Origin of the sequence: Streptomyces sp. NBC_00440, from assembly GCF_036014215.1 — a bacterium.
In the GTDB taxonomy this organism is placed as follows: Bacteria; Actinomycetota; Actinomycetes; order Streptomycetales; family Streptomycetaceae; genus Streptomyces.
The window spans coordinates 3,473,403-3,486,535 of the sequence record NZ_CP107921.1 but is presented as its reverse complement, the minus strand read 5'-3'; the positions used below and the strand labels follow the sequence as shown (position 1 = coordinate 3,486,535).

Genomic DNA, 13,133 nt, shown 5'->3' with positions numbered 1-13,133 from the left:
CTTGTTTTCTTGGGCGCTGCCATGCTCCCGGACACGAAGCCGTGCCCCGGAGGGAGCGTTCCGTGTCCGATGGTTCCGTGTCCGATGCGAGTGCCGTGCTGGATGATCTGGTCGGTGAGAGTGCCGAACTGGACCTTCTCGTGGCGGAGTTGGGCGGTGACCGGTGGGCGCTTGCCACCCCCGCTCCCCGGTGGACCGTCGCCCACCAGATCGCCCATCTCGCCTGGACCGACCGGGCCGCGCTGCTGGCCGTGACCGCGCCCGACGCCTTCGGGGCGGAGGCCGAGAAGGCGCTCGCCGCGCCGGAGACCTTTGTGGACGACGGGGCGGAGGAGGGCGCGGGGCTCGATCCGGCCGTGCTGCTCGCCCGTTGGCGTGAGGGCCGTGAAGAGCTTCAGCGGGCGTTGCGGACCGCCCCGTCCGGCGCGCGCTTCCCCTGGTACGGGCCGCCGATGAGCACCGCCTCCATGGCCACCGGGCGGCTGATGGAGACCTGGGCGCACGGCCAGGACGTGGCGGACGCGCTCGGGGTGAGGCGTGCACCGACCGCACGGCTGCGGCATGTGGCGCGGATCGGCGTGCGCGCCCGGGACTTCGCCTTCGGGGCGCGGGGGCTGGACGTGCCGGGCGAGGAATTCCGGGTCGAACTGACCGCGCCGGACGGGGAGCTCTGGGCGTACGGGCCCGCCGACGCGGTCCAGCGGGTGACCGGGCCCGCGCTCGACTTCTGCCTGCTGGTCACCCAGCGCGCGCACCGCGACGACCTGGCCCTGCGCGCGGCGGGCGCCGACGCCGACCGGTGGCTCGGGATCGCGCAGGCCTTCGCCGGGCCGCCAGGCGCCGGACGTACGCCGAAGGGGACACCCCCGGGACCGGGACCTACGCCGAAGGGCGCGCCTTCCGGACCGGGGCGTACGCCGAAGGGCGCCGCGTGAGGCCGCTGCGGGTCGGGAACGCATCCGGCTTCTACGGCGACCGGTTCGGCGCGATGAAGGAGATGCTCACCGGCGGCAGCCTGGATGTGCTGACCGGGGACTACCTCGCCGAGCTGACCATGCTCATCCTCGGCCGCGACCGCCTCAAGGACCCCCGCACCGGCTACGCCAGGACCTTTCTGCGCCAGCTGGAGGAGTGCATCGGTGAGGCCCACGACCGGGGGGTGCGGATCGTCACCAATGCGGGCGGCCTCAATCCGGCCGGACTCGCCGATGCGGTAAGGGAGTTGAGTGAGCGGGTCGGCGTCCCGGTGCGGGTCGCCCACGTCGAGGGCGATGCGCTGCCGCTGCCGGACGGCGCGCTGACCGCCAACGCCTATCTGGGCGGCGCCGGAATCACCGCGTGTCTGCGGGGCGGGGCCGATGTGGTGGTCACCGGCCGGGTGACGGATGCGGCGCTGGTCAGCGGGCCCGCCGCCTGGCACTTCGGCTGGGGGCCCGACGACCTCGACCAGCTGGCGGGCGCGGTGGCCGCCGGGCATGTGCTGGAGTGCGGGACCCAGGCGACCGGCGGCAACTACTCCTTCTTCACCGCGCACGACATACGCCACCCCGGCTTCCCGGTCGCGGAGATCGACGCCGACGGATCGGCCGTGATCACCAAGCACGCCGGTACGGGCGGGGTGGTCGACCTCGGGACGGTGACCGCGCAGCTGCTGTACGAGACGGGCGGCGCCCGGTACGCCGGTCCCGATGTCACGACCCGGCTCGACACCGTACGGCTGACGCAGGACGGGCCCGACCGGGTACGGATATCCGGCGTACGGGGCGAGGCACCGCCCCCGACGCTCAAGGCCGGGGTGACCCGGATCGGCGGCTGGCGCAACGAGGTCGTGTTCGTGCTCACCGGCCTCGACATCGAGGCCAAGGCTGCGCTGGTCCGTGACCAGGTGGAGGACGCCTTCGGGACAGCGGCCGGGGAGCCAGCGGAGTTCGGGGCGACCCGAGTGCCGGACAAGTCCCGCCCGGCCGACGTCCGGTGGGAGCTGGTGCGCACGGATCGCGCCGACGCCGACAGCGAGGAGTGCGCGAGTGCGCTGCTCCGCCTCGTGGTGCGTGATGCGGAACGGGAGGCGGTCGGGCGGGTGGTGAGCGGCGCCGCGATCGAGCTGGCGCTCGGCAGCTACCCCGGGTTCCATGTGACCTCCCCGCCGGGCAAGGGCGCGCCGTACGGAGTGTTCGACGCGGTGTACGTGGACCGGGACGCGGTGGAGCATGTGGCCGTACTCCCGGACGGGGCACGGGTGGTGGTGCCGGATCAACCCCGTACGTCGGTGCTCACGGCGGTCGTTGAGCCCGCCCTGCCCGAGCGGCTGCCTGACGCGTTGCCCGGGAACAGTGCCGTACGGCGTATCCCGCTCGGGCGGGTCGCCGGGGCGCGCAGCGGGGACAAGGGCGGCGACGTGAACGTGGGCGTGTGGGTGCGGACGGACACCGCGTGGCGCTGGCTGGCGCACACGCTCACCGTCGAGCGGTTCCAGGAGCTGCTGCCCGAGACACGGGACCTGGTGGTCTCGCGCCATGTGCTGCCGAATCTCCGGGCGTTGAACTTCGCGGTGGAGGGACTGCTGGGGGAGGGCGTCGCGGCGCAGGAACGGTTCGACCCGCAGGGCAAGGGGGTGGGGGAGTGGCTCCGGAGCCGACTGGTCGACGTGCCGGCGGAGGTCGAAATGCCGGGATCTTCCGCCGATTGAGGCCACCGAGCCGTCCCGCGCGCTCATCTCCCGTCCCCACCCCAGGAGCACCGCACCTGCACCCCAGGAGCCCCCGATGACCACCCTCCGTACCGCCATCGACCCCGCGTCCCCCGAATACACCGCCCACCGCGAGTCCATGCTCACCAAGCTCGCCGACCTGGAGGCCGAGCACACCAAAGCGCTCGCCGGCGGTGGTGAGAAGTACGTCGACCGGCACCGCAAACGCGGCAAGCTCCTCGCCCGCGAGCGCATCGAGCTGCTGCTCGACCCCGACACGCCCTTCCTCGAACTGTCCCCGCTCGCCGCCTGGGGAACCGACTACCCCCTCGGTGCCTCCATGGTCACCGGCATCGGCACGGTCGAAGGCGTCGAGTGCCTGATCACCGCCAACGACCCCACGGTGCGCGGCGGCGCCAGCAACCCCTGGACGCTGAAGAAGGCCTTCCGGGCAAACGAGATCGCGTACGCCAACCGGCTCCCCTGCATCAGCCTCGTCGAGTCCGGCGGCGCCGACCTCCCCTCCCAGAAGGAGATCTTCATCCCCGGCGGCGCGCTCTTCCGCGACATCACCCGGCTCTCCGCCGCCGGGATCCCCACCGTCGCCGTGGTCTTCGGCAACTCGACGGCGGGCGGCGCGTATGTGCCGGGCATGTCCGACCACGTGATCATGATCAAGGAGCGGTCGAAGGTCTTCCTCGGCGGGCCGCCGCTGGTCAAGATGGCGACCGGTGAGGAGTCCGACGACGAGTCGCTCGGCGGCGCCGAGATGCACGCCCGTACCTCCGGGCTCGCCGACCACCTCGCGCTGGACGAGCCCGACGCGCTGCGCCAGGCCCGCCGTGTCATCGCCCGCCTCAACTGGCGCAAGGCGCAGCCGGATCCGCCGGGCCCCGCCGTGCCGCCCCGGTACGACGAGGACGAACTGCTCGGTATCGTGCCCGGCGATCTGAAGACCCCCTTCGACCCGCTCGAAGTCATCGCGCGCATCACCGACGGCTCGGACTTCGACGCGTTCAAGCCGCTCTACGGGCCGAGCCTGGTCACCGGCTGGGCCGAACTGCACGGCTACCCCATCGGCATCCTCGCCAACGCGCAGGGCGTCCTCTTCTCCGAGGAGTCCCAGAAGGCCGCCCAGTTCATCCAGTTGGCCAACCAGCGCGACATCCCGCTGCTCTTCCTGCACAACACCACCGGCTACATGGTCGGCAAGGAGTACGAGCAGGGCGGCATCATCAAACACGGCGCGATGATGATCAACGCCGTCTCGAACTCGAAGGTCCCGCACCTCTCCGTCCTGATGGGCGCCTCCTACGGCGCGGGCCACTACGGCATGTGCGGCCGCGCCTACGACCCCCGGTTCCTCTTCGCCTGGCCCAGCGCCAAGTCCGCCGTCATGGGACCGCAGCAGCTGGCGGGCGTGCTGTCGATCGTCGCCCGCGCCTCCGCGCAGGCCAAGGGGCAGCCGTACGACGACGAAGCGGACGCCGCGCTGCGCGCCATGGTCGAGCAGCAGATCGAGTCGGAGTCCCTGCCGATGTTCCTGTCCGGGCGGCTGTACGACGACGGAGTGATCGACCCGCGCGACACCAGGACCGTGCTCGGCCTGTGTCTGTCCGCCATCCACAACGCACCGGTCGAGGGCGCCCGCGGCGGCTTCGGCATCTTCCGGATGTGAGGACAGAGATGACAACGAAGATGATCACCTCCCTCCTTGTCGCCAACCGCGGCGAGATCGCCTGCCGTGTCTTCCGTACCTGCCGTGCCCTGGGCATCGCGACCGTGGCCGTCTTCTCCGACGCGGACGCGGACGCGCTGCACGTACGGGAGGCGGACACCGCCGTACGACTGCCGGGCACGGCGCCCGCCGACACCTATCTCCGCGCCGACCTCGTCGTCGCGGCGGCGCTCGCCGCGGGCGCGGACGCCGTCCACCCGGGCTACGGCTTCCTCTCCGAGAACGCCGGATTCGCCCGTGCGGTCACCGGGGCCGGGCTCACCTGGGTCGGTCCCTCCGCCGACGCCATCGAGGCGATGGCGTCCAAGACCCGCGCCAAGAAGCTCATGGCCGGGGCCGGTGTCCCCCTGCTGGCCCCCGTCGACCCGGACAGCGCGACCGCCGCGGATCTGCCCCTGCTGCTCAAGGCTGCGGCGGGCGGCGGCGGCCGCGGGATGCGTGTCGTACGCGAACTCGGCGCGCTGGAGGGCGAGATGACGACCGCTGTCGCCGAGGCGCGGTCGGCCTTCGGGGACGGCGAGGTGTTCGCCGAGCCGTATGTGGAGCGCGGGCGCCATGTCGAGGTGCAGATCATGGCCGACGCGCACGGCACGGTCTGGGCGCTCGACACCCGGGACTGTTCCCTCCAGCGCCGCCACCAGAAGGTCATCGAGGAGGCCCCGGCCCCCGGCCTCCCCGACGCCCTGCGCACCACGCTCCACGAGGCCGCCACCGCCGCCGCCCGAGCGGTGGAGTACCAGGGCGCGGGGACCGTGGAGTTCCTGGTCACGGAGGGCGGCGACCGGGCGTACTTCCTGGAGATGAACACCCGGCTACAGGTCGAACACCCGGTCACCGAGGCGGTGTTCGGGCTCGACCTGGTCGCGCTCCAGCTCCGTGTCGCCGAGGGCGAACCGCTCCCGCAGGGCGGCCCCCCGCCGCCGCGCGGCCACGCCGTGGAGGCCCGCCTCTACGCGGAGGACCCGGCCGCCGGATGGGCCCCGCAGACCGGCACCCTGCACCGGCTCGACGTGCCGGGCGCCGGCGCCTTGGAAGGCAGCACACCCACGGGAACACCCACCGTCCGGCTGGACACCGGCTACACCGGCGGCGACACCATCGGCATCCACTACGACCCGATGCTCGCCAAGGTCATCGCCCACGCCCCCACCCGCACCGAGGCGGTGCGCACCCTCGCGTACGCCCTCGAACGCGCCCGTATCCACGGCCCGGTCACCAACCGCGAACTGCTCGTACGGTCCCTGCGCCACCCGGACTTCACCGCGGCCCGGCTCGACACCGGCTTCTACGACCGGCACCTCCCCGGACTCACCGCCCCCGCCCCCGATCCGCTCGCCGCGCTCGCCGCCGCCCTCGCGGACGCGGCGCGGGCCCGGACCGGCGGCTGGCGGAACGTACCGTCCCAGCCGCAGAGCAAGACCTACCGCTCCGAACCGGACGGTGAGGTGTACGAGATCCGCTACCGCCTCACCCGGGACGGTCTGCGCGCCGACGGATTCCCCGGCGTACGGCTGCACGCCGCCACGCCCCGGCGCGTCTCGCTCGAAGCCGGCGGGGTGCTGCGGCACTTCGACGTAGAGGTGCACGGCGACCGCGCCCACGTCGGCCCGCACACCCTCACCCGGCTGCCCCGCTTCCCCGACCCGGCCGCCCGCACCGTGCCGGGCTCGCTGCTCGCGCCGATGCCCGGCACGGTCGTCCGGGTCGCCGACGGACTCGCGGCCGGGGACGCCGTCACCGCCGGGCAGCCGCTGATCTGGCTGGAGGCCATGAAGATGGAGCACCGCATCACCGCCCCGGCATCCGGCACCCTCACCGCACTCCACGCCGCCCCGGGCCGCCAGGTCGAGGTCGGCGCACTGCTCGCCGTCGTACAGACCGCACAGGACACAGCACGTACACAGCCGGACACACAGGAGGCCCTGGAGTCATGAGTACTGGCACTGGCACTGGCACTGGCACAAGCGTGAGCACCGGGAACACCCCCGTCGAAACCGAGGAGCGCGCGGCCCTGCGCGCCGCCGTGGCCGCGCTCGGCAAGCGTCACGCCGGCACCAGCCACCGTGACTACGACCGGCAGGCCCTCTGGGCCGCTGCGGCGAAGCTCGGCTACCTCGGTGTCAGCCTCCCCGAGGAGTACGGCGGCGGGGGCGGCGGCATCGCCGAACTCTCCATAGTGCTGGAGGAGTTGGGTGCCGCAGGCTGCCCGCTCCTGATGATGGTCGTCTCGCCCGCCATCTGCGGCACGGTCATCGCCCGCTTCGGCACGGACGCGCAGAAACAGCGGTGGCTCCCCGGCCTCGCGGACGGATCACTCACGCTCGCCTTCGGCATCACCGAGCCGGACGCCGGGTCCAACTCCCACCGCATCACGACCACCGCCCGCCGCGACAGTGGGGGAGACTGGCTGCTCACCGGGCGGAAGGTCTTCATATCCGGCGTCGACCTGGCCGACGCGACCCTGATCGTCGGCCGCACCGAGGACGCCCGTACCGGACGCCTCAAGCCCTGCCTCTTCCTCGTACCCCGGGACGCACCCGGCTTCCGGCGCACTCAGATCGACATGGAGATCCAGGCACCCGAGAAGCAGTTCGAGCTGGTCCTGGACGACGTGCGGCTGCCCCCCGACGCCCTGGTCGGCAGCGAGGACGCCGGGCTGCTCCAGCTCTTCGCGGGGCTGAACCCCGAGCGGATCATGACCGCCGCCTTCGCGATCGGGATGGGCCGCTACGCCCTGGCGAAGGCCGTCGACTACGCGAAGACCCGGCAGGTCTGGAAGGAGCCCATCGGCTCCCACCAGGCGATCGCGCACCCGCTCGCCCAGTCCCACATCGAACTCGAACTCGCCCGGCTGATGATGCAGAAGGCCGCCGCGCTCTACGACGCGGGCGACGACCTGGGCGCGGGCGAGGCGGCCAACATGGCCAAGTACGCGGCGGGCGAGGCCTGTGTGAAGGCCGTCGACCAGTCCGTGCACACTCTCGGCGGCAACGGCCTCACCCGCGAGTACGGCCTGGCGGCACTCATCACCGCGTCCCGGGTGGCCCGGATCGCGCCGGTCAGCCGGGAAATGATCCTCAACTTCGTGTCCCACCAGTCCCTGGGTCTCCCCAAGTCCTACTGACAGCAGCGATTCTGGTGCGATCGCCCAGGCATCGGCCCGCCCGCACCGGGCCACGCACACGTCGCGCGTCGAAGGGGACTGGCATGAAGCGGACCGGCATGAAACGGACTGGCGTGCAGGGGACCGGCATGGTGTTCCACAGCGAGTACGAGGATGTACCGGTCCTCAACCAGCCCATCCACGAAGCGGTACTCGGCCGGGCGCACGAGTACGGCGACGCCCCCGCGCTGATCGACGCGGTGGACGGCACCACCGTCAGCTACCGCCAACTGGACGCCCGCCACCGGTCGGTCGCCGCAGGACTGACCGCCGCCGGTGTGTGCAAGGGCGATGTCGTCGCCCTGCACAGCCCCAACAGCATCGCCTACCCGGCGGTCTTCCACGGCGCGAGCCGGGCGGGCGCCACGGTCACCACGGTGCACCCGCTCGCCACCCCGGAGGAGTTCGCCAAACAGATACGGGACTCCGCCGCGCGGTGGATCATCACCGTGTCACGGCTGCTCGACGTGGCCCGACGGGCGGCCGAACTGGTCGGCGGGATCGAGGAGATCTTCGTCTGCGACCGGGCCGAAGGACACCGCTCGGTGTCCGACCTGCCGTGGGCGGCGGGACCTGCCCACGGCATGGCGATACCGATCGACCCCGCTGATGACATAGCCGTCCTGCCGTACTCGTCGGGCACCACCGGCACGCCCAAGGGCGTCATGCTCACCCACCGGTCCATCTCCACCAACCTGGCCCAGCTCCACCCGTTCGCCCGGATGGGACCCGGCGAGCGGATCCTCGCCGTGCTGCCCTTCTTCCACATCTACGGACTCACCGCGCTGCTCAACGCACCGCTGCGGTACGGCGCGACGGTGGTGGTGCTGCCCCGGTTCGAGCTTGGCCAGTTCCTGGCCGCCATCGAGAAGTACCGCATCAACGGGCTGTACGTGGCCCCGCCGATCGTCCTCGCCCTGGCCAAGCACCCGTCCGTCACGCGCTACGACCTGTCCTCGCTGGAGTACATCGTCAGCGCCGCTGCCCCGCTCGACTCGGGTCTCGCCGCCGCGTGCTCGGCCCGGCTCGGGCTGCCGCCGGTACGCCAGGCGTACGGCATGACGGAGCTGTCGCCCGGCACCCACGTCGTCCCGCTCGACGCGGAGAACCCGCCGCCGGGAACGGTCGGGAAGCTGTTCCCCGGCACGGAGATGCGCATCCTCTCGCTGGAGGAGCCCGCACGCGGTCTGGGCGTGGGCGAGGAGGGCGAGGTCGCCATCCGCGGGCCGCAGGTCATGAAGGGCTACCTCGGACGGCCCGAAGCCACCGCCGAGATGATCGACCCGGACGGCTGGGTGCACACCGGGGACATCGGCCGGGTGGACGAGGACGGCTGGCTGTTCATCGTCGACCGCGTCAAGGAGCTCATCAAGTACAAGGGCTTCCAGGTGGCCCCCGCCGAACTGGAGGCGCTGCTCCTCACCCACCCCGCGATCGCCGACGCGGCGGTCATCGGGGTGTACGACGAGGACGGAAACGAGGTGCCCAAGGCGTTCGCCGTCCGGCAGGCGGGGGCGCAACTCACCGAGGAGGAGCTGATGGCGTACGTCGCTGAGCGCGTCGCCCCGTACAAGAAGATCCGGCGGGTCGAATTCATCGGCACCGTCCCGCGTGCCACCTCGGGGAAGATCCTCCGGCGTGAACTGCGCGGGCGGGAACGGCGGAACGGCGCACGCCAGGAGCCGCAGGGCAGCGGCCGGGAGACAAGGGGGCAGAGGACATGACGTCGTCCGTACGCGGCGTGATCGGGACGGCCCACGACCGGGGGATCACCACCCTGACTCTGGACGCACCGCAGAGCCGCAACGCGCTCTCCGCGCAGCTGGTGGCGGAGCTGGAGCGGGCCCTGTCGGCGGCAGCCGGTGACGACTCCGTACGCGCGGTGGTCCTCACCCACACCGGGAACACGTTCTGCGCGGGCGCGGACCTCAAGGGGCCGCCGGACCCCGCCGCGTTCGTACGGCTGATGCGGGCGATCGTCGCGCACCCCCGGCCGGTGGTCGCCCGTGTCACCGGTCATGTCCGGGCCGGCGGGCTCGGGCTGCTCGGCTCCTGCGACATCGCGATGGCGGGGCCGGGGGCGTCCTTCGCCTTCACCGAGTCCCGGCTCGGACTGGCTCCCGCCGTCATCTCGATGCCGCTGCTGCCGCGCATGGACGCGCGGGCGGCGGCCCGCTACTACCTCACGGGCGAACGGTTCGACGCCGCCGAAGCCGCCCGTACGGGACTGATAACGGGCGCGGCCGACGACGTGGACGCGGCGCTGGCCCCGGTCGTCGACGGACTGCGCAGGGCCTCCCCGCAGGGCCTGACCGCATCGAAGTCCCTGGTCACCGCTACGGTGCTGGAGAACTTCGACCGCAAAACGGAGGACCTCATCGCCCACTCGGCGGCCCTCTTCGCGTCCGCCCAGGCGCAGGAGGGCGTACAGGCCTTCCTCGAACGACGGGATCCCGCATGGGTGTTGTGACGGACGGCAGTGCGGCCGGTACTTCCGGGGACAGCGCTGGTGGCATCGGCCGGGGCCCCAAGCAGGACCGCAGCCGCGCCACCCGGCAGCGCCTGCTGGAAGCGGCGGTCTCCTGCCTGGCCGAACACGGCTGGGCAGGCTCCACCGTCTCCGCCGTCGCGGAACGCGCCGGCGTCTCCCGGGGCGCGGCGCAGCACCACTTCCCGACCCGCGAGGACCTGTTCACGGCGGCGGTCGAGTACGTGGCCGAGGAGCGCTCCACCGCCCTGCGAACCCTGCCCCCGCAGGACCGCCGCACCGTGGTGGCGGCCCTGGTCGGCCTCTACACCGGCCCGCTGTTCCGGGCCGCGCTGCACCTGTGGGTGGCGGCGTCCAACGAACCGCAACTGCACGCCCGGGTCACGGAACTGGAGGCCCGGGTGGGCCGCGAGTCGCACCGGATCGCCGTACAGCTGCTGAGGGCGGACGAGTCCGTGCCCGGCGTACGGGAAACGGTGCAGGGCCTGCTGGACATGGCACGGGGGCTGGGCCTGGCGAACCTGCTCACGGACGACGGGGAGCGCCGGGAACGCGTGGTGGAGCAGTGGGGCGCGCTGGTGGAGGGGGCGCTGGGGTGAGAGGGCGCTGGGGTGAGAGGGCGCTGCCTCGGTTCAGGTGGCCCTGAGCAACTCACGGAGGTGGCCCGCGTGAGCCCGGACCGAGTCTCGCTCACTTCGGCAGGTCGGCGGAGAGGAACGGAGCAAGGAGCGCGAACAACGCTTCGGGGCGGTCCAGGGGAATGATGTGGCCGCAGTCCTGGAGATGGTGGCCGACCAGGTCATCGGCGAGGGGCCGGAGTTGGCGTTCGAGTCCGGGGCCGACGGGGTGAGAGCCGACGGCCATGGTGGGCATGGTCAGCCGAGCCTTCGCGACGGCGTCCTGGAGCTGCTGCGCGCTGGTGGGCAGGGCCCGGTAAGAGGAGAACGCGCAGCGCAGGGCCTCACTCCCGGTGTACGCGTGGACGAACGCCGCACGGATGTCGTCGGGTACTCCTCGCCCGAGCGTTCCCGAGTCGAGGAACCAGTCGATGTACGAGGCCTCGTTACCGGCCAGGACGGTCTCGGCGAGGCCGGGGACGGCGTGGAAGCCGGACCACCACGGGGCACCTCCCGCGACGACGTGCTCCGCGCCGGGCAGGCGGCCGAGCAGTGCCTCCATCACGACCAGGCGCCGGACGAGATCGGGTCGACGCAGCGCGAGCAGGACGGCGGGGGCGGTACCCGCGTCGATGCCGACCACCGATGCCGAGGGCTCGCCGAGTGCGTCGAGGAGCCCTTCGACGTCGGCGGCGAGGGTGCCTGCGTCGTAACCCTCGGCGGCTCGCGTACTGGCACCGAAGCCTCGCAGGTCCGGGGCGATCACCCGGTACTGCCCGGCCAGTCGGCCCATGATGCCGCTCCAGAGTTGCCAGGTGTGCGGGAAACCGTGCAGCAGGAGTACCGCAGGTCCGGCCCCGGCGATTGCGACGTTGAGCTGGACCCCGTTCGTCGCGATGCGGCGTAGTTGGTGTGCGGTGGTTGCGGGCAAGACGGCTCCCCGGGGTGGTTACTATTGGTGACCACCAAACGATAGGTAACTGTCCAACCACTGCCTAGACGGCACTTTCAGGGAAGGTGGTGAGCCACAGGTGACCACCCGAGGAGGCCGGGCCGCCGGTCGCGGCGTACGCGGCGATCTGTTCGACCCCCAGTGCCCGACACGGCAGTTGCTGGATCGCATCGGTACGAAGTGGACGTCCATGGCCGTCAAGACGCTCGCCGACGCCGCACCGGACGAGGTGCGCTTCGCGGAGCTGAGACGCCGGATGCCCGGCGTATCGCAGAAGATGCTGTCCGTGACGCTGCGAACCCTGACCCGCGACGGGCTGGTGTCGCGCCGGGTCGAACCGACCGTGCCGCCGCGGGTGTTCTACCGGCTCACCGGACTCGGGCTGTCCCTGGAAGCCGCGCTTGCGGGGCTGCGGACCTGGGCGGAGGAGCACATGACCGAGATCGACCGCGCCAACGAGGCCGCCGACCAGGAGGTCGATGAGGGATAGGCGGGCCGGTTCCGCCCGAAGCACTCCAAGTTGAGGTGCACGACCCGGTACGGCGACGCCCGCGCATCCGCCCGGAATCGGAGAACCGTGAGGACGGGCTGCCGTGGCCTGGTCATCCGCGACCGGCTGCTACCAGGCTCGTCCCCCGGGCAGTTGGCCGATGTCGGGTGTGGACAAGTGCAGCACCTCGTAGCGCTCGGTGGCCGCCGCGTCCGGTGCGGAAGTGTCCCGCCACAGGACGAACCGCATCAACTGCCAGTGGTGCGGGTCGAATGCCAGGGCGGCGGTGTGGACGTCATCGTGGCGGGCGAGGTCGTGGAGCTCTGCGACCTCCTGCTCGATCCGTGCGGCCAGGTCCAGCCCGGTGGTGTCGGAGCCGGGGCCGGTGGCGAGAGGGGTGAGACGGCGCGAGGCCGCCCGGGGGAACGTCGTGCGGGCGGGGCCCGCGTGGCAGGCGATCCCGGTCCAGTGGCGTACGACGGGGCGCCCGAAGTCGCGGACGATGTTCTGGAATCCGCCGCCGCCGACGAGGAAGTGGGCCATCGCGCCGGGGTCGTTCCACAGGTAGAAGGGCGCGTACTGGTTGACCGGCGAACCGTCGGTGCCGCGTTCGCGGATGACGTACGCCTTCAGGCCGAGTCCGGCGCGGTCGTCGAGGATGTGGCCCCCGTCGGCGACCCGCTTGCGGATGATCTGCATGTCGTAGTCGGCGGGCAGCGTGATCTCGTACTGCTTGGCGTACACGAAGAGTGGTGCCTTTCCGGGTGAAGGGTCCCGGCCGGCGCTGAACGTATCGCGTCGGCCGTCATCAGTCTGCCGCTTCGTTGTTCTGAGGCAGCCGCAGGCCCGTAGGTGGACCCTTCGGCAGGTGGCCTGGGTGACCGTCCAGCCGTCGATGCTGTCGCGTACGCCTTCCGGATCAGGGGTGTCGTGGGCCTGTGACAGACTGCGCTGATCGAGCGTGGACCGGGGGGTCGTGATGCGTGTGAGTCTGCT

Annotated in this window: 11 protein-coding genes; 9 read left to right on the top strand and 2 right to left on the bottom strand. The window is 71.9% G+C overall.

The features are described 5' to 3' along the window. The first annotated feature begins 77 nt into the window (after nt 1-77). The 8 genes from OHB13_RS15515 (at nt 78) to OHB13_RS15480 (ending at nt 10,677) form a co-directional block, all read left to right on the top strand. Complete coding sequence (locus tag OHB13_RS15515; protein WP_328380299.1) at nt 78-935, top strand: TIGR03084 family metal-binding protein; 858 nt, start codon at nt 78-80, stop codon at nt 933-935. A gap of 53 nt (nt 936-988) precedes the next feature. Further along, on the top strand, nt 989-2,689 hold the full coding sequence (locus OHB13_RS15510) for an acyclic terpene utilization AtuA family protein (protein WP_443063000.1): 1,701 nt from the start codon (nt 989-991) through the stop codon (nt 2,687-2,689). Nucleotides 2,690-2,765: 76 nt separating this feature from the next. Next, complete coding sequence (locus OHB13_RS15505; RefSeq protein WP_328377509.1) at nt 2,766-4,367, top strand: acyl-CoA carboxylase subunit beta; 1,602 nt, start codon at nt 2,766-2,768, stop codon at nt 4,365-4,367. Between the two features lie 20 nt (nt 4,368-4,387). Continuing rightward, nucleotides 4,388-6,361: an acetyl/propionyl/methylcrotonyl-CoA carboxylase subunit alpha gene (locus tag OHB13_RS15500; protein ID WP_328380298.1), complete on the top strand. Its 1,974-nt coding sequence runs from the start codon at nt 4,388-4,390 to the stop codon at nt 6,359-6,361. Nucleotides 6,362-6,393: 32 nt separating this feature from the next. Beyond that, nucleotides 6,394-7,551: an acyl-CoA dehydrogenase family protein gene (locus OHB13_RS15495; protein WP_328377508.1), complete on the top strand. Its 1,158-nt coding sequence runs from the start codon at nt 6,394-6,396 to the stop codon at nt 7,549-7,551. Between the two features lie 128 nt (nt 7,552-7,679). Next, complete coding sequence (locus OHB13_RS15490; RefSeq protein WP_328380297.1) at nt 7,680-9,314, top strand: 4-coumarate--CoA ligase family protein; 1,635 nt, start codon at nt 7,680-7,682, stop codon at nt 9,312-9,314. Then, nucleotides 9,311-10,060, top strand: a complete 750-nt coding sequence (locus OHB13_RS15485) for an enoyl-CoA hydratase family protein (RefSeq protein WP_328377507.1) — start codon at nt 9,311-9,313, stop codon at nt 10,058-10,060. The genes OHB13_RS15490 and OHB13_RS15485 overlap by 4 nt, the downstream gene beginning before the upstream one ends. Continuing rightward, nucleotides 10,048-10,677, top strand: a complete 630-nt coding sequence (locus tag OHB13_RS15480) for a TetR/AcrR family transcriptional regulator (RefSeq protein WP_328377506.1) — start codon at nt 10,048-10,050, stop codon at nt 10,675-10,677. Before OHB13_RS15485 ends, OHB13_RS15480 begins: the two co-directional genes overlap by 13 nt. Before the next feature lie 91 nt (nt 10,678-10,768). On the opposite strand, the gene OHB13_RS15475 is transcribed toward OHB13_RS15480, so the two are convergent. Further along, entirely contained in the window at nt 10,769-11,626 is an 858-nt protein-coding gene (locus OHB13_RS15475; protein ID WP_328377505.1) for an alpha/beta fold hydrolase, read from the bottom strand. Between the two features lie 100 nt (nt 11,627-11,726). Here OHB13_RS15475 and OHB13_RS15470 point away from each other — a divergent pair, with 100 nt between their 5' ends. Beyond that, the gene (locus OHB13_RS15470; RefSeq protein WP_328377504.1) at nt 11,727-12,137 is read left to right on the top strand and encodes a winged helix-turn-helix transcriptional regulator; all 411 of its coding nucleotides are present in this window, start codon (nt 11,727-11,729) and stop codon (nt 12,135-12,137) included. Nucleotides 12,138-12,266: 129 nt separating this feature from the next. On the opposite strand, the gene OHB13_RS15465 is transcribed toward OHB13_RS15470, so the two are convergent. Beyond that, entirely contained in the window at nt 12,267-12,881 is a 615-nt protein-coding gene (locus OHB13_RS15465) for a DUF4865 family protein (protein ID WP_328377503.1), read from the bottom strand. Nucleotides 12,882-13,133: the final 252 nt, after the last annotated feature.

What these genes read in the sequence shown, in the direction of transcription:
- OHB13_RS15510 (WP_443063000.1), top strand. Translation starts at nt 989, where the DNA reads ATGAAGGAGATGCTCACCGGCGGCAGCCTGGATGTGCTGACCGGGGAC.
- OHB13_RS15505 (WP_328377509.1), top strand. Translation starts at nt 2,766, where the DNA reads ATGACCACCCTCCGTACCGCCATCGACCCCGCGTCCCCCGAATACACC.
- OHB13_RS15500 (WP_328380298.1), top strand. Translation starts at nt 4,388, where the DNA reads ATGATCACCTCCCTCCTTGTCGCCAACCGCGGCGAGATCGCCTGCCGT.
- OHB13_RS15490 (WP_328380297.1), top strand. Translation starts at nt 7,680, where the DNA reads ATGGTGTTCCACAGCGAGTACGAGGATGTACCGGTCCTCAACCAGCCC.
- OHB13_RS15485 (WP_328377507.1), top strand. Translation starts at nt 9,311, where the DNA reads ATGACGTCGTCCGTACGCGGCGTGATCGGGACGGCCCACGACCGGGGG.
- OHB13_RS15480 (WP_328377506.1), top strand. Translation starts at nt 10,048, where the DNA reads ATGGGTGTTGTGACGGACGGCAGTGCGGCCGGTACTTCCGGGGACAGC.